The 20,724-nt window shown below is 62.4% G+C and carries 19 protein-coding genes and 1 pseudogene; 8 read left to right on the top strand and 12 right to left on the bottom strand.

The window, feature by feature from the left end:
- Nucleotides 1-53: 53 nt before the first annotated feature.
- A complete protein-coding gene (gene rsmI / locus KV697_RS06910; RefSeq protein ID WP_219020667.1) occupies nt 54-923 on the bottom strand; it encodes a 16S rRNA (cytidine(1402)-2'-O)-methyltransferase in 870 nt (289 codons plus the stop codon).
- Between rsmI and KV697_RS06905 the strand changes: the two genes are divergently transcribed.
- Nucleotides 922-2,169: a penicillin-binding protein activator gene (locus KV697_RS06905; RefSeq protein WP_219020666.1), complete on the top strand. Its 1,248-nt coding sequence runs from the start codon at nt 922-924 to the stop codon at nt 2,167-2,169. The two genes, rsmI and KV697_RS06905, sit on opposite strands and share 2 nt — an antisense overlap.
- Nucleotides 2,170-2,289: 120 nt before the next feature.
- Here the strand turns inward: KV697_RS06905 and KV697_RS06900 are convergent, their stop codons facing one another.
- Together KV697_RS06900 and hemW are read right to left on the bottom strand one after the other, a co-directional pair.
- Nucleotides 2,290-5,370 carry a TonB-dependent receptor gene (locus tag KV697_RS06900; RefSeq protein WP_219020665.1) on the bottom strand — a complete coding sequence of 1,027 codons (3,081 nt, stop codon included), beginning with the start codon at nt 5,368-5,370 and terminating at the stop codon, nt 2,290-2,292.
- Nucleotides 5,371-5,734: 364 nt separating this feature from the next.
- Complete coding sequence (hemW, locus tag KV697_RS06895; RefSeq protein WP_219020664.1) at nt 5,735-6,889, bottom strand: radical SAM family heme chaperone HemW; 1,155 nt, start codon at nt 6,887-6,889, stop codon at nt 5,735-5,737.
- On the opposite strand from hemW, the gene KV697_RS06890 reads away from it, so the two are divergent.
- The gene (locus tag KV697_RS06890) at nt 6,888-7,508 is read left to right on the top strand and encodes a CAP domain-containing protein (RefSeq protein ID WP_257575655.1); all 621 of its coding nucleotides are present in this window, start codon (nt 6,888-6,890) and stop codon (nt 7,506-7,508) included. The genes hemW and KV697_RS06890 overlap by 2 nt on opposite strands.
- Nucleotides 7,509-7,541: 33 nt before the next feature.
- Nucleotides 7,542-7,928, top strand: coding sequence for a hypothetical protein (locus KV697_RS06885; RefSeq protein WP_219020663.1), 387 nt, complete (start codon nt 7,542-7,544; stop codon nt 7,926-7,928).
- 189 nt (nt 7,929-8,117) lie between these two features.
- On the opposite strand, the gene rdgB is transcribed toward KV697_RS06885, so the two are convergent.
- Both rdgB and rph read right to left on the bottom strand, forming a co-directional pair.
- A complete protein-coding gene (gene rdgB / locus KV697_RS06880; protein ID WP_219020662.1) occupies nt 8,118-8,744 on the bottom strand; it encodes an RdgB/HAM1 family non-canonical purine NTP pyrophosphatase in 627 nt (208 codons plus the stop codon).
- A complete protein-coding gene (rph, locus tag KV697_RS06875; protein ID WP_219020661.1) occupies nt 8,741-9,457 on the bottom strand; it encodes a ribonuclease PH in 717 nt (238 codons plus the stop codon). The genes rdgB and rph overlap by 4 nt, the downstream gene beginning before the upstream one ends.
- 292 nt (nt 9,458-9,749) lie before the next feature.
- Here rph and hrcA point away from each other — a divergent pair, with 292 nt between their 5' ends.
- Both hrcA and grpE read left to right on the top strand, forming a co-directional pair.
- Nucleotides 9,750-10,790, top strand: coding sequence for a heat-inducible transcriptional repressor HrcA (hrcA, locus tag KV697_RS06870; RefSeq protein ID WP_219020660.1), 1,041 nt, complete (start codon nt 9,750-9,752; stop codon nt 10,788-10,790).
- Nucleotides 10,791-10,802: 12 nt separating this feature from the next.
- Nucleotides 10,803-11,348, top strand: coding sequence for a nucleotide exchange factor GrpE (gene grpE, locus KV697_RS06865; RefSeq protein WP_219020659.1), 546 nt, complete (start codon nt 10,803-10,805; stop codon nt 11,346-11,348).
- A gap of 54 nt (nt 11,349-11,402) precedes the next feature.
- Here grpE and KV697_RS20090 read toward each other — a convergent pair whose 3' ends face one another.
- Both KV697_RS20090 and KV697_RS06850 read right to left on the bottom strand, forming a co-directional pair.
- A complete protein-coding gene (locus KV697_RS20090) occupies nt 11,403-12,524 on the bottom strand; it encodes a flagellin N-terminal helical domain-containing protein (protein ID WP_257575654.1) in 1,122 nt (373 codons plus the stop codon).
- Between the two features lie 281 nt (nt 12,525-12,805).
- Nucleotides 12,806-13,030 (bottom strand): annotated as a pseudogene (locus KV697_RS06850) (vgr related protein); the annotation flags it as partial.
- Nucleotides 13,031-13,092: 62 nt separating this feature from the next.
- On the opposite strand from KV697_RS06850, the gene KV697_RS06845 reads away from it, so the two are divergent.
- Nucleotides 13,093-14,952, top strand: a complete 1,860-nt coding sequence (locus tag KV697_RS06845) for a recombinase family protein (protein ID WP_219020658.1) — start codon at nt 13,093-13,095, stop codon at nt 14,950-14,952.
- 353 nt (nt 14,953-15,305) lie between these two features.
- Here the strand turns inward: KV697_RS06845 and KV697_RS06840 are convergent, their stop codons facing one another.
- From KV697_RS06840 to KV697_RS06820, 5 genes are all read right to left on the bottom strand, one after another.
- Complete coding sequence (locus KV697_RS06840; RefSeq protein WP_219020657.1) at nt 15,306-15,842, bottom strand: hypothetical protein; 537 nt, start codon at nt 15,840-15,842, stop codon at nt 15,306-15,308.
- Between the two features lie 52 nt (nt 15,843-15,894).
- On the bottom strand, nt 15,895-16,074 hold the full coding sequence (locus tag KV697_RS06835) for a hypothetical protein (RefSeq protein WP_219020656.1): 180 nt from the start codon (nt 16,072-16,074) through the stop codon (nt 15,895-15,897).
- Entirely contained in the window at nt 16,074-16,412 is a 339-nt protein-coding gene (locus KV697_RS06830; RefSeq protein ID WP_219020655.1) for a DUF3768 domain-containing protein, read from the bottom strand. The genes KV697_RS06835 and KV697_RS06830 overlap by 1 nt, the downstream gene beginning before the upstream one ends.
- Entirely contained in the window at nt 16,412-16,870 is a 459-nt protein-coding gene (locus tag KV697_RS06825) for a hypothetical protein (protein ID WP_219020654.1), read from the bottom strand. Before KV697_RS06825 ends, KV697_RS06830 begins: the two co-directional genes overlap by 1 nt.
- A 339-nt stretch (nt 16,871-17,209) precedes the next feature.
- Complete coding sequence (locus KV697_RS06820; protein WP_219020653.1) at nt 17,210-17,626, bottom strand: hypothetical protein; 417 nt, start codon at nt 17,624-17,626, stop codon at nt 17,210-17,212.
- Nucleotides 17,627-17,814: 188 nt separating this feature from the next.
- Here KV697_RS06820 and KV697_RS06815 point away from each other — a divergent pair, with 188 nt between their 5' ends.
- Entirely contained in the window at nt 17,815-18,081 is a 267-nt protein-coding gene (locus tag KV697_RS06815; RefSeq protein WP_219020652.1) for a DUF6626 family protein, read from the top strand.
- Between the two features lie 102 nt (nt 18,082-18,183).
- A complete protein-coding gene (locus tag KV697_RS06810; protein ID WP_219020651.1) occupies nt 18,184-20,718 on the top strand; it encodes a DEAD/DEAH box helicase family protein in 2,535 nt (844 codons plus the stop codon).
- Nucleotides 20,719-20,724: the final 6 nt, after the last annotated feature.

Genomic DNA, 20,724 nt, shown 5'->3' with positions numbered 1-20,724 from the left:
TCCTATCCTCCAGAATACGTCTTCGATCCTTGCCGAATCGCTAACGCAGGGACTCAATCGCTGGAATCGTTGCCCTTCATCGCAAGCGCGCGGGCATAGAGCGCCTTGCGGTCCATCCCCAGCGCCTTGGCCACCTCACTCGCCGCGCGGCCGACGGGCAGGCGGGTGAGCGCTTCGGCCAGTGCGGCGTCGGCGTCCTGTTCGGTGGCGGGCGGGGCTTCGCCGGGCGGAGCGACGACGATCGCGATTTCGCCCTTTGGGCCGCCCTCCGCATAGCGCGCGGCGAGGGTGGAGAGGGTGCCAGTCACCGCCTCCTCGAACTTCTTGGTGATTTCGCGAGTCACCGCCGCCTCGCGATCGCCGAGGCCTTGCGCCAGCGCGGTCAGCGTCGCGGCCAGGCGCGGGCCCGATTCGTAGAGGACGAGGGTCGCGCGGATCGAGGCGATCTCGGCAATGGCATCGGCCCGCGCCTTTTCCTTGGGCGGCAGGAAGCCCGCGAACAAGAAGCGGTCGGTCGGCAGCCCGGCCAGCGTCAGCGCGGCGATCGCGGCGCAGGGGCCGGGGATCGTCACCACCGCATGGCCCGCCGCGCGGGCATCGCGGACGAGCTTGTAACCGGGATCGGAGATCAGCGGGGTGCCCGCATCGGAGACCAGCGCCACTGCCTGCGTCGCCATGCGCGCGATCAGGCCGGGGCGGACATGCTCGGCATTGTGGTCGTGATAGGGCTGCATGGGCCGCTTCACCCCGATATGGCGGAGCAGCCCGGCCGTCACGCGACTGTCCTCGACCGCGATGATATCGGCGTTTGTCAAAATGTTGGCCGCGCGCGGGGACAGATCGCCGAGATTGCCGATGGGGGTCGCGACGATGTACAGGCCGGGTTCGAGAGTATGTTCGGATTGGGTCACGGGGATCGTCATGACAGAGGCAGGGCTGTTCGTACAACCGGGGGCCGTCGTTCGGGGCCGCTTCCACCACATTGTGCGCGGGCATGGCGCCGGGCGGCTGGGCCGTACCGTCGCGCTGGCGACGACGTTGGCGCTGGCCGCCTGTCAGACGATCGTGCCGCGCGGTCCCGTCGACCAGCCCGAGACGCGGCCGGTGCCGACCACCCCGCGCCCCTCGACCGAGCCGGAAGCCGGGCTGCCCCGCGACACCGCGCGCCACCGCATCGCGTTGCTGGTGCCCCTGTCGGGTAGCAATGCCGGGGTGGGGCAGTCGATCGCCAATGCGACGATGATGGCGCTGCTCGATGCGCAGGCCGACACGATCCGCATCACCAATTACGACACCGCGAACGGCGCGGGCGCAGCGGCGCAAAAGGCGATCGCCGAGGGCGCGCAACTGATCCTGGGGCCGCTCTTGTCCGAGGATGTCCGCGCCGTCGCCCCGGTGGCGCACGCGGCGCGCGTGCCGGTCATCAGCTTTTCCAACGACGTGGGCGTGGCGGGGAACGGCACCTACCTGATGGGCTATACGCCCGCCCAGTCGATCGACCGGGTCGTCACCTATGCCCGTGGGCGCGGCGTCACGACCTTTGCCGGGCTGGTTCCCAACGGCCTGTACGGCGAACGCGCCTCGACCGCCTTCCTGCGCGCGGTCGAAGGGGCGGGGGGGCAGGTCGTCTCGCTCCAGCCCTATGGCCGGGTCGCGGGCGGCATCGGCGCGGCGGCCCAGCGGCTGAACGCCAAGGCCCCTTATGACGCGGTGCTGATCGCCGATGGCGGTGCGACCGCGGCGGTGGCAGCGCCCATCCTCAAGCGCGGATCGGGTGCGACGACACGGCTGCTGGGCACCGAGTTGTGGAATTCCGAATCGGGCATCGCCTCGCGCGCCGCACTAAACGGCGCATGGTTCGCCAGCGTTTCCAACACCCTCTACCGCCAATATGCGACCAAATATCGCGCGCGGTTCAAGGCGGCGCCCTACCGCCTATCGAGCCTGGGTTACGATTCGGTCCTGCTGACCGTGCGCATCGCGCGCGACTGGAAGATGAACGCGCCCTTCCCCGAAGCGCGACTGCGCGCCTCGGATGGTTTCGCGGGGATCGACGGCGCCTTCCGCTTCGGCCGCGACGGGGTCGCCGAACGCGCGCTGGAGGTGCAGGAACTGCGCGATGGAACCGCTGTGACGGTCAGCCCTGCGCCGACCGGGTTCGGGGGGTAACGCTGCCAGACGCTGGCAAAAAGACCATAGAACAAAAATGGGGCCCGGCCGATCGCTCGGCCCGGCCCCAGGTCCAGGGTTGCCCGGACCATCGGTCCGGACAACCCCTGGGGGTAAGGGTCAGAAGGCGTACTGGAACTGGAATCGGGCGTTGCGGCCGCCCTGATATCCCGTGATCGTCCGGTAGAAAATCGACGCCGTACCGGCATTGTTTGTACCGAACTCGTTGAAGTTGCTCGGCGTCTTCAGGTTCAGGAAGTTGAACACGGTCAGACGGATCGTCGCGGTGGACCGGCCGATCGGCAGCTTGGTCGAGATGTCGAGATTGTCGGTGAACAGCCAACGCCCGTCGAACGCGGTGCCGCGACGAACAAGTTGGGTCGGAAAGGCGGTGTTCGGATCCGTGTTGATCGAGCCGTCCGGCTTGACTTGGCAATAGGCACCCGCCGCACCATAAGCCCGCGCATAGGGGTCGACGTTGAGCGGCACGCGACCGATACACCCATATTTGCGCGGTGCGGTCGCCGAGAAGCTGGCGCCGAAGTTGAAGAGACCCAGCTGATAGCTGCCGAACAGCTTGAAGACGTGGCGACGATCGTTCGGCGTATAACCGTACATGCCGCGCGTCAGGCCGGGCTGGTCGAAGTCCTGGGTCAGGCCGGTATCGCTCTGGCCGTTGTCGCTCTTCACGCCGCCTTCGTAATTGCCATAGGTCTTGCCGTAGACATACGACCCTTCGAGGCTCCAGACCCCGTCAAATTCGCGCCAGGCGCGGAAGGTCATCGAGCGGTGGAAACGCTCCGCCTTGGGATAGCCCAGCTGCTCTGCGGTGAAGTTCACGGTCCTTGGCGTTGTCTCGCCGTTGACGGGATCGGAAAGCGTAATCGCGCCGCCACGACCCGGATTGATCAGAACATATTGGTGGAAGCCGTTCCAAACATTACCGCAGCCCGAAATATTCTGCGCCTTGCAATAATTATTGACGGCCAAATCGATCGCCGCATCCTCCAGCACTTCGTTGAGCTGTGTGATGGTCAGGTAAGCATTGAACCGCCAACGATCGACCCGCTTTTCGTAGCCGATGATGATTTCATCGGCAGATTGCGGCTTGAGGCCCTGGGCGACCACGCTGCGCGTATCGGGCGCACGGCCGGTTCCGGTGACGTCGCAGTTGCGGATGCCCGTGTCAGGGCAGGCCGCCGCACCCGCATAGAGCACCGGCGCGCCCAGGATCGGTACGTTGTTGCCATCCAGGCCGTTGAATACGTTGGTACGCCAGTAGAAGGTTTCTCCACCCGCCAGGCGGATGTTGGTGTTGGCAGCGACCGGAATGAACAAGCGGCTGAAGCTACCGTAGATCTTGTCGGTCTGGTTGCCGATCGGGTCGAAGGTTATGCCAAGGCGCGGCCCCCACTGGTTGCCCGACTTGTAGAAGGTGGCACCGTCACCATTCTTGTTCTCGAACCTGTCGAGGCGCATGCCGAGGTTGAGGTTCAGCCGGTTGTCGATCAGCGACCAGCTGTCCTGTGCGTAGAAGGCATCGTTGCGCGAGGCGAAACCGCCGCCAACGGAATAGGTTGACTGACGCACATAGTCGGTGCCGATCGGCAGGCCATATTGGTCGCCCGCACGGGTGCGGAAAATCGTATAGCCGATACCGCCGCCATTGCCGAGCGTCTGAACCTGTGAGGCGAGATCCTCACGGTCATAGCCGAAGCGGATATGGTGCGTGCCCAGCGCCTTAAAATACACGTCGACGTCGGTGCGATAGAATTTGCGGACGTCTTCGGCCGAGTCCAGCGAACCGCCCGGAATCGTCAGGCTGATCGGGGAGTCGGTTCGTGCATCGCTGACCGGGGGCAGGTTGGTGCCGAAGCGGTTGATCGACTGGCCGAACTGAACGTTTTCATTGCGACCATAGGCAGCCGACACCGTCAGCCACTTGCTCATAACACCGGTATAGCGGCCGACATAGTTCTTGCCGCCATAGCGCGAGTAATACTGGCCCTGATAAGGACCATCGACGCCGGTCACGGGGTTCCAGCGATTGGCCACCGAGCTGGTATTGCCATAGGTCCGTGTCGTGCCCTCACCCGAGGTGTCGAAATAGGTGAACTCGAGACGCTGGCCGTTGGTGATGACCGCGTCGATCTTGCCACCGAAGAAAGGCGAAGTCGTACGGTAGAAGCTGCGCGAGGTGCCCAGGAAGGTGTTCGTCGCTGGGAACCACTGGCGACCTGCACTGACCGAGCTGATGTTGCGCGACTGATACAGGCCATAGAAGAACAGATGGTCCTTCCACAGCGGACCCGACAGTTCCGCCGTCATCGACGTCGCGTCGTAGCGGCCGTTCTTGTTGTCCGAATAGAGGGTGTCCTTGGTGGCGCTCATCAATTCGTTCGGGCTGGCGGTGAAGATGATGCCGCCATGGAATTCATTCGAGCCCGACTTGGTCGTGGCGTTGATGAAGCCGCCGGTCGAACGACCGAACTCGGCTGCATAGCCGCCCGTCTTGGTTTCCACCGTCTGATAGAAGTCGAACGGCACCGTTACCGCGCCGAGGCTTTTGCGGAAGTCGGTAATGTTCAAGCCGTTGATGAAGAAGGCGTTCTCGGACACCGCCGCGCCGTTGATCGACGGCAGACCGCCGAATGCGCCGGCGCCTGCATTGGCGCCGGGTGCAAGCAGCACGACCGATTGCAGGTCGCGGCCGACGGGCAGGCGGGTCGCGATGTCCGCTACGTCGATGACTGCGCCGGTGGTGGTGCTGTCGAAATCGGAGGTACGAATGCGCTTGCCCGACACGGTGATTTCACCCGACGTGCTTTCGGCGCCCAGCGCAAAGCGGTTCGACGACGAACCGGCCCGGAGGGACACATTGTCCTCACGGTAGGTGGCATAGCCCGGTGCGGTGATCGTGAAGCTGTAGCTGCCCGGCGGCAATTCCGGGATCTGATAGCTGCCGTCCTTGTCAGTGGTCGCGCTGCGGGTGAAGCCCTGCGCGTCGGACGTCACCGTAACCGTTGCCCCCGCAATCGGCTGGCCCGCAGCATCGGTGACCGAGCCGCCGGCAATGACGTTCACATAGCCTTGGGCGGCTGCCGGCGTCGCAACGACGGTGAGTCCGGAAGCGGCGACGATCGCGGCTGCCGCGGACAAGAGTATGCCTTTGCGGCGACGCCGCATTGTTACCATGCTCATCAATGATATCCCCCTCATATGCCCGCCCGATATCGGACGTGGCATTTGGCAAGGCCCCAAATTTATTGGTGTGGCCTTGGGATCAACTTAGGCAGAGCATCGAAGGGGGGTCAATATAGTATAATATATTGTATTACTGATCTATATCACCGATTAAATGACTGATTTTTTACGAGAAACCTAACCTAGGTGATAAATGTATCAAAAAATACCAAACCTGACCTGAAATTTCATTCATTTCGCGTTCACATGTTGCTTTGCTGCAACAGCGAGGGTCAAGGCTATGCCGATATTGCGCAATTCGACCCGTCCGTGGCGGAAGTGACATTGCCAGCCGCGAAACATGCGCGCCTGAAAAGGCTACCTACATCACTACTTCGCGCAGGATCGCGTCCAGCAACAGCGCGCCAGCATCGGTGACGATCAGCCGCTCTCCGTCCAGGCGGACCAGTCCCTGCTGTGCCAGGGTGGCGACGGCGGCGTGGTTCACCATTTCGCGTCCTTCGGCCAGGGCGGAAACGCGGGGCAGGTCGACGCCTTCGGCCAGGCGCAGGCCCATGACCAGTGCCTCGGTGGCGCGGGTGATCGGAGGGAGGGTTTCCTCCAGCTCGATGCCATGGCCGTTGCGGTCGACGGCGGCCATCCAGTTTTCCGGCTTCTTGCGCCGCGCGGTGGCGACGCCTTCGCGGCGGCCATGGGCGCCGGGGCCGACCCCGGCATAGTCGCCGTAGCGCCAATAGGTCAGGTTGTGGCGGCTCTCCGCGCCGATCCGGGCGTGGTTGGAGGTTTCGTAGGCCGGCAACCCGGCGGCGGCGGTGATCGCGCGGGTCGTCTCGAACAGGTCGGCGGCGGCATCGCCATCGGGGATGACCAGCCGTCCGGCCGCAGCCTCGGTGTGGAAGCGCGTGCCCGGCTCGATAGTCAGCTGATAGAGCGACAGATGCTCGGTGCCGTAGCCGATGGCGCGGGTCAGCTCGGCTTCCCAATCCTCCAGCGGCTGGCCGGGACGGGCGTAGATCAGGTCGAAGCTGACGCGGCCGAACTGCTCTTGCGCAGTCTGGAGCGCGCGCAGCGCCTCGTCCACGCCGTGCGCGCGGCCGAGAAAGAGCAGCGCGTCGTGATCCAGCGCCTGCACGCCCAGCGAGGCGCGATTGACCCCGGCGGCGGCGAGGTCGGCGAAGCGCGCCGCCTCGACCGAGGAGGGGTTGGCCTCCAGCGTGATCTCGATCCCCTCGGCAAAGCCCCAATGGCGCTCGGCGGCGTTCAGGATCGCGGCGACGGTCGCGGGCGGCATCAGCGAGGGCGTGCCGCCGCCGAAGAAGATCGAAGTCAGCCGCCGTCCCGGCAGCATCGCCGCTTCATAAGCCAGATCGGCGAGCAGCGCCTCGGCCCAGGCGGCCTGGTCCACCGACTCGCGGACATGGCTGTTGAAGTCGCAATAGGGGCATTTGGAGACGCAGAAAGGCCAGTGGACATAAAGCGCGAGCGGGGCGGGGGACGGCGATATTGCGGAGGACATGATGCGCCCCGATATGGCGGCGATGCGCACGCTTCGCCATCTCTTATCGTTATCGGCCGCCGCGATCCTGCTGACGGGATGCGGACCGATGATCCCTTCGCAGAACGGCGGGGTGGAGCGGCCGCCGCCCCGCATCGTCGAGCAGCGGACCTCGGACGCGCCTGCGCCGCGTGGGGCGGGGCTGTTGCGCTGGGCGATGCTCGACGGCCACCGGGCGGCGCGGGCGGAGGTTGGTTTGCCGCCATTGGTTTGGGACGATGGGCTGGCGGCGAGCGCGCTGGCCTATGCGCAGGAAATGGCGCGCACTGGCCGTTTCAAACATGCCGAACAGCCGCAGGGGCCGACGCGGCTGGGCGAGAATCTGTGGACCGGCACGCGCGGCGCCTATCGCTATGACGAGATGATGGGGCATTGGGTTGCCGAAAAGCGCGACTTCGTGAATCTGCCCGTGCCGCAGGCCAGCCGGACCGGCCAGTTCGGCGATGTCGCGCATTACACGCAGATCGTCTGGGCGCGTTCCACGGCAGTCGGTTGTGCGATGGCGAGCAATGCGCGCGACGATTTCCTCGTTTGCCGCTATAGCCCGACCGGCAACGTCTTTGGCGAGCGGGCTTTCTGACTCGGCCGAGCATGACGGGAAGGTAGTGACACGATGGCGAATCCTTATGATCCGATGGCGTGGATCACCTTCTGGAGCGCGCCCGCGCGATTCGCGGTGATGGCGGGCGAGGCGATGCTGAGTGCGCAGAGCGTCATCGCCTCGCGCATGGGGGCAATGGCGACGGGCACGTTCTCGATGGCGGAAATGACCCTTATGGTCAGCGAGAAGGTGAAGGCATTCGACCAGTCGGCCAAGGTCTGGAACCGCGATCAGGCGGCTTTGTCGCGGCTGTCGCGGCACAATCCGCACGGTGGCATGTTCGATGCCTGGGAGTCGATGGCGCAGGCCATGCTGATCGGTGCGTCCATGCCGGTCCAGGCTATGGCGCCGGTGCACCGTACGGTGACGGCGAACCAGAAGCGCTTGGCCAAGCGGTAAGCGTATTCCTCCCCTTGCAGGGGAGGTGGCAGCGCGTAGCGCTGACGGAGGGGTGTCCCGCTCTCGATAGGGGGACACCCCTCCACCAGCTTCGTGTTCGAGCGGGATTGTGCCCCCGGCACAATCTTGGTCTGCCGGGGGCAGGCCAAAGCTCGATCACCCCCTCCCCTTACAGGGGAGGAATATGTTTCAGAACACCGCTTTTACCAGCTGGCCGAACGCATCGGCGCGGTGGCTGATGCGGTTCTTCTCGTCCTGGTCCATCTCGGCGAAGGTTTCGGTCTTGCCGATCGGCTGGAAGATCGGGTCATAGCCATGGCCTTTGTCCCCGCGCGGCGGCCAGACGATCGTGCCGTCGACGCGCCCCTCGAACCATTCGACATGACCGTCGGGCCAGCCGACCGCCAGCGCGCAGACGAAGTGTGCCGCGCGCGCCATGTCGGGTTCTTCGTTCAGCCGGTCCTCGACCGCGCGCATCGCCATGGCGAAGTCCTTCTCCGGCCCCGCCCAGCGTGCCGAGAACAGTCCCGGATCGCCGCCCAGCGCCTCGACGCACAGGCCGCTGTCGTCGGCCAGTGCGGGCAGGCCCGACAGGTCGGCGGCGGCGAGTGCCTTAAGCTCGGCATTCGCGACGAAGGTCGTGCCGGTTTCCTCCGGCTCGGGAAGGTCGAGATCGCCCGCTGCGATCACCTCGACGCCGTAAGGCGCGAGCAGTTCGCGGAATTCGACGATCTTGCCCTTGTTGTGGCTGGCGAGGACCAGCTTGCCGGGTTCGAGCTTGCGGATCGCCTGGCGGCCATTGCCTTCGCCGCTCATGCGCGGATCGCCCGGTCCTGCGCCGCGAAGATTTCGGTGCAGCCCATGCGCGCCAGGCGGAGCAGACGCAGCAGCGCCTCTTCGTCATAGGTGGCGTGCTCGGCGGTCGCCTGAACCTCGGCGATGTGGCCGTTCTCGATCAGCACGAAATTGGCGTCGGCATCGGCGTTCGAATCCTCGATATAGTCGAGGTCGAGGACCGGCGTGCCCTGATGGATGCCGCAGGAGACGGCGGCGACCTTGTTGCGGATCGGGTCGCTGGTCAGCTTGCCCTCGGCCATCAGCTTGTTGATCGCCATGCGCAGCGCGACCCACGCGCCCGAAATGGCGGCGGTGCGGGTGCCGCCATCGGCCTGGATCACGTCGCAGTCGATGGTGATCTGCCGCTCGCCCAGCGCCTTCAGGTCGCAGACGGCGCGAAGTGAGCGGCCGATCAGCCGCTGGATTTCCTGGGTGCGGCCCGTCTGCTTGCCCTTGGCGGCCTCACGGCTGCCGCGTGTGTGGGTGGCGCGGGGGAGCATGCCATATTCGGCCGTCACCCAGCCTTCGCCCTTGCCGCGCAGGAAGGGGGGGACGCGCTCTTCGACGCTGGCGGTGACGAGCACCTTGGTATCGCCGAACCCGATCAACACCGAACCTTCGGCGTGGCGGGTGAAATTCGGCTCGATGGTGATGGGACGCATCTGGTCGGGCATCCGGCCGGACGGGCGCATAGTCTTCTCCTTGTTCCTTGGAGACAGCCCTAACGGGCCCCCGCCCAATGCGCCAGAGACCAAGGTAGTGATCGGAAGACACTCTTCTTCTCTGCGTCCTCTGCCCCTCTGCGCGACAAAATGGTTCACGCGAAGCCGCGACGCCGCGAAGAGCGAACTGGAAATCTTCGCGCCTTCGCGGCTTCGCGTGATCAATCTTCCTTTTGCGCGCAGAGGCGCAGAGGACGCAAAGAGGAAGAGGGGTCTTCCGATCGCGGTTGAGTGGCGCGGTGCCAATGCCTACATTTCCGTCATGGTCACCCCACCGATCACCGAGTTGACCGACCGGGCACGCGATATTTTTCGTGTGGTGGTCGACAGCTACCTGACGAGCGGCCAGCCCGTGGGGTCGAAGACCATCGCCCTGTCGGGGATCAACCTGTCGCCCGCCTCCATCCGCAACGTGTTGCAGGAACTGGAGGAGCGCGGATTGCTGGCGGCACCGCATACCAGCGCGGGGCGGATGCCGACCGATATCGGTTTGCGGCTGTTTGTCGACGGCATGATGCATGCCATGGAGCCCAGCATCGAGGAACGCGCCGCGATCGAGGCGCGCGCCGCCCGCTCCGGCCCGGTCGAGGAGGCGCTGGCGGCGACGACGGCGGTGCTGTCGGGGCTGTCGGCCTGTGCGGGACTGGTGATGGTGCCCAAGCGCGAGATGAAGCTGCGCTCGATCGGCTTCGTGCCCTTGTCGATGACCCAGGCGCTGGCGGTGCTGGTCGCCGAGGATGGCGCGGTCGAGAATCGCGTGCTGGAACTGCCGCCGGGCATGACCGGCTCTGCGTTGATCGAGGCGGGCAATTATCTCTCCGCTACGCTCGCCGGCCTCACGCTGGGACAGGCGCGAGAGCGGTTGGAGCGTGAACTGGCGGCGGGGCGCGCGGCGCTGGACGGCGCGGCGCGGGCGCTGGTCGAACAGGGGCTGATCGTCTGGAGCGAGGATGGCGCGCGGCGGCCGATCCTGATCGTGCGCGGGCAGGGGCGGTTGATCGACGCCGCCGCCGCCGCCGATCTGGAGCGGGTCCGCGACCTGCTTGACGATCTGGAGGGCAAGCAGGAAATTGCCAGCCTGCTCGATTCGGCGCGCGCCGGGGATTCGACGCGTATCTTCATCGGCGCGGAGAACAAGTTGTTCGCGCTGTCGGGGTCTTCGGTGATCGCCCGGCCTTTTCGCGGACTGGACGGCCAAGTGGTCGGTGTGGTCGGCGTAATCGGGCCCACGCGGTTGAACTATGCCCGCGTCGTGCCCATGGTGGATTTCACGGCGGCAACGCTCGCCCGGATGATGGGCTGAACAGGGATTATGATGAGCGATAACACGACCAACAAGACCCAGAACGACCTGCGCGAAGAGACGGCCGAGGCCGCGCCCGAAGTGGCCGTGCAGGACCGCGTCGCCGAGCTGGAGAACCAGCTGGCCGAGGCCAAGCAGCAATATCTCTACGCCCAGGCCGAGAACCAGAATGTCCGCCGCCGCGCCGAGAAGGAAGCGGTCGACGCGCGCAACTATGCCGCGACCGCGTTCGCGCGCGACGTCCTGTCGGTCGCGGACAATCTCCAGCGCGCGCTTCAGGCGATTCCGGCCGACCTGCGCACCGACGATAAGTGGAAGGGGCTGGTGACCGGCCTGGACGCCACCGGCCGCGAACTGGACAGCGTGCTCGGCCGTCACGGCATCACCAAGATCGAGGCGATGGGCCAGCCGCTCGACCCCAACAAGCATCAGGCGATGATCGAAATGCCCTCCGACCAGGAGCCGGGCACGATCGTGCAGGAAATGCAGTCGGGCTATATGATCAAGGACCGCCTGCTGCGCCCCGCGCTGGTCGCGGTGGCCAAGAAGCCCGACTGATCGGGCTTTCCGGACGGATGAGGAAAGGGCGGTCCTTCGGGGCCGCCCTTTTCGTTATTGGCCGAGCAGCTTCAGCACGTCCTTCTGGCTCTGATTGGCCTGGGCGAGCATCGCGGTCGAAGCCTGTGCGAGAATCTGGGCGCGGGCGAGCTTGACCGATTCTTCGGAATAATCGGTATCGGCTATCCGCGAGCGGGCCTCGGACAGGTTGGTGGTGCCGCTGGTCAGCGTGCTGACCGCCGATTGCAGCCGGTTGGCCGTGGCGCCGAGTTGTCCCTGTGCGTTCGCCACCGTGCCGAGCAACTCGTCGACGCGTTTCAGCGTGTGGTCTGTCCGGTAGCGGTTGGTGACGTTCAGTTCGTCGGTCAGTGCGAATTGGCGGCGTTGGACATATGTATCGTAATTGAAATCTGGAACCCGAGGTCCGTCGGGATCATACCACTGGTCGCCATTTTGCGGATAGGTGATCCGCCCGATGTCCTCGCGATTGATCGATGCGCCCCCGATCTTTCCCCCGGCCATATAGTCATCGAAAGTTACCAGGTGGGATGAAGGGCCTGTATAGGGAATGGTTATGTTAAGCGGCTCGGTCAGACGCCCGCCATAGTTATACCAGTAATTTACATCGTCCCGGAGAAAGGCCGTCGGGATAGGCGGAATCGATATCGGAATCGTGTCGCTGATGTTTGGTCCAGCCTGTACGTTCAATTTGACATTGGCGTCGACCAAATCTCCATTGCTGTCGTAAACCGGCGGATTGGCGTTGAACAATGCGACGCCATTGAACGACGCGTTACGGATCGTCTGGTCGATCTGCGTCGACAGCGCGGTGACCTCCAGCTGAAGCGCGGCGCGGTCGCTCATGCTGTACGTCCCCGATCCCGCCTGCACCGCCAGTTCGCGGATCCGTTGCAGCATGTTGGATACTTCGGTCAGCGCGCCGTCGGCGGTCTGGACCAGCGAGACGCCGTCCATTGCGTTGCGGATGCCCTGCGTCATGCCGCGAATTTGTGCCGTCATCGAGCTGCTGATCGCCAGCCCGGCGGCGTCGTCCTTGGCCGAATTGATCCGCTGGCCCGAGGACATCCGCGCCATGGATTGCGCCAGATCGGTATTGGCGCGCTGCGTGGCCGCCATCGCTCGAAGCGCGGCGCCATTGGTGTTGATGACCGTCATGGTAACTCCCATCCCCTGACGAGCGCGGGAGGCCCCGCGCGCGAGAAAGATGGTTGACGAAATTAACCATGATCCAACAATCCGGGCTTTTCCCGGATATTAGTTTGCCTGGTGCTGGCTTTGGGTTCGGGATTTTCCCCCCCATCCCCTCCCGCCTGCGGGAGGGGCGTGCTTGTGGTTGCCGCAGGCGCCATCGCATCGTTGGTCTCCGAGGCTGCCGCGCATCGCACCCCTCCGCAGGCGGGAGGGGATGGGGGAGGGCCATTGCCTCAAACGAGACCTCAGCGAGTCCCCCTAAACGGCACCAACGTCTCATACTGCGCCAGCGGCGGCGCCCCCGCGACCACCGCCCCACGCTTTAACAGAAAGGCATGACGGACGATCTCCGCCTGCTGCTCGATTCCATACCGCGTAAAGGACTGCCCCGGCTTCAGCGCATAGGTGTAGCGGCAGAAGGGATGGCGTTTCAGCGGCAGGAAGATACCCCGCTGATGCTGCCAGATATGCACCGTTTAGCCAAAAGTAACACAGAAGGCCGAAACATAGGCGTCATCGCCGGAGGATAGGCTTGCCCGACGCCGTTATCTATATTCGCTTCTCAACCAAGCGGCAGGAAAAGGGCTTCTCGAAAGAGCGGCAGCTTGAGGAGTGCGAGGAATTTTGCCGCCGCAAGGGCTGGAACGTGGTCGAGGTGGTGGAAGACCTTGGACGATCGGCCTGGAAGGGCCATCACCTGAGCGTCGGCAATCTCGGCAAATGGCGCAAGCGTGTCGATGCCGGTGATGTCCCGCCCGGCACCACACTCGTCATTCACAAGCTCGACCGACTGAGCCGTCTCGAGCCGCGGGTGACGCAGCGATGGATGGAGGACCTATGCGACAAGGGCATCAGGATCGCGACCGTCGATGGCGAGCGCATCTTCGATGAGGCCTATCTGAAAGGGCCGACGGCGCTCATGGGGATCATGGAGATCGTCATGAATGCGACGGTCAGCCACAAGGAGAGCGAGAAGAAAAGCGAATTGGTCGCCGACGCTTGGCGCCGAAAGCAGCAACTGACCCGGCAGGGCAAGGTTCTGTCCGCCAAGCCGCCGGCATGGCTGCGGGTGGTGGGCGAGCGGATCGACAAGGATCAGGATTACCGCCGATACGAATTGATCCCCGAGCGCGTGGCGGTGCTGAAGCAGATTTACGAATGGGCGGCCGATGGCATTGGCTATTGGGGCATCGCGAAGCGCCTGAATGAACAAGGCGTGCCAAGCTGGGGCAAGGCGCGTAGCACCACGACCAATAAAGGCTGGGGCTGGAGTTATGTCGGCATCCTGCTGAAGCATCCGGCTATCGACGGCGAATATCATCCCGCCGGCATGACGGAGAGCGGCAAACGCAAGAAAACCGGCGAGCGGATCGAAAATGTTTTCCCGCGCGCCGTCGACGCCGACCTCGTCGCACGGGCCAGAGCCAGCGCGTCGAAACGCTGGCAGACCCGATCGGGCCGCTATGCGGCGTATGCCCGCAACCTGTTTTCGACCCTCGCAAGATGCCGGCATTGCGGCGGACTGATGACGATGCGTGGGCGTGCCGAGGTCGATGCCCGCTATCGCTACCTGCAATGCGACAGCGCCGCCCGGCATACTGGCTGCGATCGTCCCGAGTTTTTCAACTACCGCATTTTCGAGAAAGCCGCGCTTGATGCGATGCTCCACCTCGCGCTCGATGGTCGTTTCTTCCAACGCGATGACCTGTCCGGCCCGTTGGCGATCCGGCTGGCGGAGATCGAACGGGCCATCGAGAACAAGAAGGCTGAGGCCAAGCGGCTTGTTCGGAAAATGGCGCAGTTCGATGACGAAGACCGCGACGAGTTTGACGATGTGCTTCGTGCCGTGAAGCAGGAACAACGCGCGTTGGAAGCAGAATGCGCCAAGGTGGCGGAGGAGCTTCAGGCCGCACGCGGACATCTGCCGCCGAACGTCCACCTTCAGCGTGTTCTAGAAGTCCGCGAGGCGATCAACGACCCGAGTGATCCTGAGGCGATGCGCGACGCTCGGCTGAAGGTGCGCGAGGCGATCCGCAATGTGGTCGATGTCGTGTGGTGCGATCCTGTCGAAATGATCGGCGGCATTCCGACCCGGACCCTGACGTTGCTGATGGCGGGCAATGCCGCCGGCATCAAGTTCGACAATCAGGGTAACACGATCGGGACTTTCAATTTTCTTCCCGAACTGGCGGCCGGCGGCGCATCCTATACTCTGCGGGACGGCACGACAGTCAGCACGAACGCAAATGCGTTGCGAGACGCGCTACTGAACCGACCGGTGCGCCTATCGGCCTCGGAAGAGGAAGTCGCCGCCGCCGCGAGTGAAAAGCGGGACGCGGCTACCCGGCTCGACACCGCGTTGAAGCGAGGGCGCTCCCGTCGCACGGCATAGCCCCTGCGAGGGGTCACGCAGGGTCATTCGCACTGCCGGGCGTCCCATGTGCCCCCGTAGTGCCGTTCGTCCCTCAGCGGGGCGCATTGGCCCTGCAGCCGGGGAGCTTGACCTTTCGCCAGTCTGGCGTTCGATCGGAAAGCCTCGACAGTTGGGAGGCACCATATGCGACAGGAATTACGAGATCGGCTTGGCTACCCGCTGGGCTGGCTGGATAGTCGCGGGGACAGGATTGAAGGTCGCGATCGGCTGGGCCGGCTTGTCGGATGGTATAGCTACCGCGAAGATCAGACCCGCGATCGGCTTGGCCGCATTGTCGGACGGGGCAACCTGTTGTCCGCGTTGATCTTGCCTTAGCCGTTTTCGACAACGACTGGCGCCTGCCCAGCCGGTAGCGGCCCGAACAGCGTCTCCAACATGGCGTCGATAGTGTCGATGCGCCGGAAGTATCGAGCAGGCACCTTTCGATGATTTGCCCGCAGGGGCCGCTCACCTTCCATGTTTCTGCCGATGCGTTTGGGACTGGCGAAATCGGAAAGATCAGGAAGTGGCTCGCCTGGCTCGCCGCCGAACCACCAGAATGGTCCCATGTCCAGTTCGAGCGTCACGGAAATCCAGATCACGCAACCGCTCGGCTTTTCCGCGAGCGCGCTGCCGACTGATACGGGCGACGGCTTGTTCCGCACGCCGGTCTTGAACTGAATATGCCTGACGATCTGGCCCCGACCCATCACCAAGTCGTAGCCGTGAGCATCAAACTCCGACCGCAGGACTTCGACATCGGTGATGCCGCGCCGCCAAAGCGCGCGGAGGGCTTCGCCCACGAAAACATGCTCCACGATCCGCTCGCGTAGCGCGGAATGCGTGGAGTGAATGTCGATGCTCGCCATAGCGTTGACCATAGGCGCTACCGTCAATGCGATCGATCGATCTTCCGGTAGATCAGTTGATCGCGTCGCCAATCGCCGGTTCTTGCCACTGGCGTGGTCGGGTCTGGATCGGGATCGGCCAAGCATAGTTCGTTCTGACGACGATATGCGCTGCCGCACGCTCCATCCGAACCAGCATCCGCAGCCGGCGGAGGTCGTCATCGGTGAGGTCGGCGATGTTGTAGCGCCGCATCAATATTCCTCCGCCAACATGATCGTCATGATCCGCCGCACGCTGCGCGGATCGGCAACATCTAGATCGACGTCCTGGCGCCCACCCTGAGGGTGATAGTCGATCTTCCAGATAATCCGATGCTTCCCGACGGTTAGGGCCGCGCAATCATGTTCGCCGCAAGGATCGTTATCGGGCGTAAAATCGCGAAACAGCCGCACCGCGCGGATGATCGCATCCTTGGTTGAAATCGGAAGGGCGGCGACGCCGGCAGACAGGAAGGTCCATCCGCCCTCTCCAGTGCCGCGAAAGTGATCGTTGAGGCGGGCAATCTCCGCCCGCCTCATGATTGTCGCCATCAGGCAGCGGCCTTCTTCGCGCGTGGCTTGAAGTTTGCCTTCCGATCGCTGATCGCCGCCTGAAGTTGGGTGTCCAGTTCCCCTGCATTCACCGCCTCGATGATCGATCCGATCACGGCCGGCAGTGCCGCGAGGTTCTGGACCTCGACCGCGTTCATGCCCTTCGCCAGTTCGATCGGCTTCGCACCGTAACGAACCTGCATGAACATCTTGCCGGCGATGTCGGTGAACCACCCCTTGCGGACATGGCGCGGCGCTTCGACGCGAACCTTCTCGCCGACATCGTTGGTGCGCGTTACGCGCCGCGTCGCGGTGAAGGGCTCGCCTTTGATTTCCGCCTCCGCCATCGCCTTCTGCTCGGCGAGCCAACCCAACAGCTTGGCGCGAAAGCCATATTCGGTGTTGGAGGGAAGAGCCGGCGCAGCGGCAGCCAGCTTCAAGGACTTGAGGATCGACATGGAGGGCTCCTATCTGGTTTCGGACAGATCGAGCCGTAGTGTCGAGGATCAAAAGAGCGACCGATGATTGGAGGCTAGATACGGGAATTCAATCAAAAATAATTCCGTCACCATCACCACGGTTCTTGAGCCGTTGGGGTTGGTAACGGAATATCTATTGGTGGCTTAATCGTTCTTCTAATCTACCTATATCCAGCGTTATTGGATTTCAATCGTTCCTTGAACTTCTTTATGTTCAATATCATTTGGTGATAGGTATCACTGCGGGTCCGTCGCCGGCACCCGCTTGAACAGGATGGCTTCGTCAGCCGTGGACCTCGCGTTGCGGCAGTCCTCCCGTTAGGCAGCAATCTTTGTCGTCGTCTCCATGTGCGGTGGGGTCAGCAAGCGGTCGCTGGTTTCAGGGCGCAACGCCTTCGTGACATAGCGCGCCGCCCCTTCGGTATGACGGACCGGCTGAATGTCGAGGTTTCCAGCCGCTACCAGTTTCGTCCAGATGCCGGGTGCGACATCTCCAAAACGCGCAGCCTGCTCCGTTGTCATGCGGAATAGCGCGTGGACGTGAATGTTTGTGTCCGGCTTCTCGATGGCGGCAATATAGACGGTGCGGTCGTCTGGACGGTCGAAATATGAACGGCCAAGCAGCTTGCGATCGAGCCGCTGGTGAAATTCCTCGAATGTTCGTTGCGCCTCGTCCATGCTGACCCAGCGATTGATCGCGAAGGTGACGAACATGTTCGGCTCGAAATCAGTCATCCATCGGACGCATTCCGCCCGGTATTTCTCTGCCCTTGTAAGGGCTATTGATGTGGCTTGTGCCATCTTGTTCTCCTTGCGGCCGGGTATGTTAGAGAGCCCGTATTTTTTATTTATCATCTGGCATCTCTGTTCTGATCTAAGCGTCGAAAATAAATACAAAAAAGCTTGTAACGGAGGCCGGGCCCATGATCCTCGATGAAGTCTATCTATTCCTAAAGAATGCTGGCCGCGCGCCTACGCACGCTACCTTTTCAACCGATTATCTTGGACACTCGGCGCGCTATTATGATTATCTGCGCTGCTCGGGCGCAGCGCCCAGTCTTCGTGCTTTGCTGCGTTTGGCGATGCGACTGACGGATATTTCTAACGCGACGGACGATGGCCTGAAAGAAAATGTCGCCGGTCAGCTGGCAAAACGGATTATGGAGAAGGCGCTATCTCAATGTCGGTGATCAAGTTTGGCTTACTCGATCGATTGGACGCCCCCTCTCACTGCTTGTCGCCCGACAAAAGTCGCCGTAGGATATCGTTGTAGATAATACTCTGGGGGCACGGTGAGGGCGAAAGAGGCGACAGCCCGGATCAAAATTAATCGGCTTCTTGAGGAGGCCGGTTGGCGATTTTTTGACGACCTGAGTGGACCTGCAAACATCGTCCTCGAGCCCAATACGAAGATTACCGAAACGGAAATCGATGAGTTTGGGGAAGACTTCGAGGCGACGTCGAAGGGCTATATTGATTTCCTGCTACTCGATCACGACGGTCGTCCGCTGATCGTACTGGAGGCTAAGTCCGAGACCAAGAACCCCCTCGTCGGCAAAGAACAGGCACGGCGCTATGCGCGCGAGCAAAATGCGCGCTTCGTCATCCTGTCGAATGGCAACATCCATTATCTATGGGATCTGAAGCAGGGCAATCCGAGCGTCATCACCAGATTCCCTAGCCCGGGACAAATCAAAGATCACCACGCCTTCAAGCCAGACGCCGATCGTCTGGCGAGCGAGGTCGTGGAGCGCGATTATATTGCTCTGACGCAGATGCCTGCCTACGCAGCAGAAGCAGGGTGGAGGAATGAAGGCGAACGCCCCGCCTTTGTCGAGAAGGCAAAGCTGCGCTTTCTTCGCGATTACCAGAAAAATGCGGTTCACGCTGTTCAACGCGCGGCCAAGCGTGGCGCAGTCCGATTTCTGTTCGAAATGGCGACCGGGACGGGTAAAACGCTTACGTCAGCGGCAATCATCAAGCTTTTCCTGAAGACTGGTAACGCTCGCCGCGTCCTGTTTCTTGTCGACCGCATTGAATTGGAGGTGCAGGCGGAGAAAGCCTTCAAGGGTCTGCTCCGAAACGACTACACCTGCGTCATCTACAAGGATCAGCGTGACGATTGGCGAAAGGCCGACATCGTGGTGACCACTGTCCAGTCGCTGCTCTTCAACGACAACTTTCGCAAGTTTTTTGCACCTACCGATTTTGACCTGGTGATCTCCGATGAGGCTCATAGGTCAATCGGAGGCAACGCTCGTGCCGTTTTCGAATATTTCGTAGGGTATAAGCTAGGCCTGACCGCGACGCCCAAAGATTATCTGAAGCAATCCAGAAGCCCTACCAGTCCACGCGACCCACGTGATACGGAACGGCGCATAATGCTCGACACTTATCGCATTTTTGGGTGTGAGGGCGGCGAGCCAACATTTCGGTATTCGTTGCTGGACGGGGTTCGGGACAAGTTCCTCATCAATCCGTACGTCATTGATGCCAGGAGCGAAATTACTACCCAGTTACTGTCCGACGAGGGATTCGTTGTAGAGACAACCGACGAAAACGGCAATGAAGTGAAGGAGGCGTTTGGCGGACGCGATTTCGAGAAAAATTTCTTCGCCGACGCCACGAACAACGTGTTTTGCGAGACTTTTTTGAAGCACGGTCTCCGCGACCCCGTGACAGGCGAGTTCGGAAAAGCCATCATATTCGCCGTCAGTCAAAATCATGCGGCAAAGATCACGCAGATCCTGAATGATATGGCCGACCCGCTTTGGCCGGGCAAGTATCAGTCCGATTTTGCGCTGCAGGTAACCAGCGAGGTTCCGACCGCCCAGAACATGACGGTTCAGTTCGCCAACAACAATCTTGGCGGACGGAGCACGTTTGACGAGAGCTACGCCACTAGCAAGGCGCGCGTATGCGTAACTGTCGGCATGATGACGACGGGATATGATTGCCCGGACATCCTCAACCTCGCAATGATGCGGCCGATCTTCAGCCCTTCTGACTTCGTACAGATGAAGGGTCGCGGCACCCGCAAACATCGCTTCGCCGATGAAATGCGCGACCAAGGCCGCAAGGCGCAGATGGCCGACCTCGAGAAGAGCGAGTTTCGGCTTTTTGACTTTTTCGCGAATTGCGAATTTTTCGAAGAGAAATTCGACTACAACGAAGAGTTGCCCCTGCCCAAGATCAGCGCTCAGCCTTTCGCGTTTGTCGTTCAGTCGCCAATAATTACCTTCGGCGGCTTCGAGACTTCGCAGCCAGACAGCATCACCAGCCACAAGGAGCAGCAGATCGGGCCGGAAGGCATGCGTGTTGATCGCGAGCTGTTTCAGAAGTTTGAAGATATGGCGCGTGCCGATGCGGCCCTTGCCGCCATGGTTGAGCAGCAAAATTGGGAAGCAGCCACGCGCCGGGTAATCGAGCATCTGTTCGACAAGCCAGACGAGTTTTTCACCCTCGACAAGCTTCGCCGCGCTGCCGGGTTAGACCGCCGCCTCACCGTGCGCGAGATCGTAGAAAAGGCGTTCGGCCACATTCCACGCTTCAAAAATCGGGATGAGCTGATCGACGACGAGTTCCAAAAATTCCTGCTCGACCAGAAGCCGGAGCAGGCGGACCGGATCGCGCAAATGCGCTATTTTTTCGACGCCTACATCAAGGATGCGGGCCTTCGGAAAAGCATTGATGACGGCCGGCTCAGCGACCTGAACGTCAATCCGGTCTTCGGGATGAAGGACCTAAAGGAAGTGCCGGCGGAGTGGCGAAAGGGCATCCCGGAGTACATCAAGGACTATGTGGCCCTGAACCGCTTCCTCCCTTAAGGGCGG

This window comes from Sphingomonas sanguinis (assembly GCF_019297835.1).
GTDB classification, from domain to species: domain Bacteria; phylum Pseudomonadota; class Alphaproteobacteria; order Sphingomonadales; family Sphingomonadaceae; genus Sphingomonas; species Sphingomonas sanguinis_D.
The sequence above is the reverse complement of the archived record's forward strand: the minus strand, read 5'-3'. Positions and strand labels throughout refer to the sequence as shown.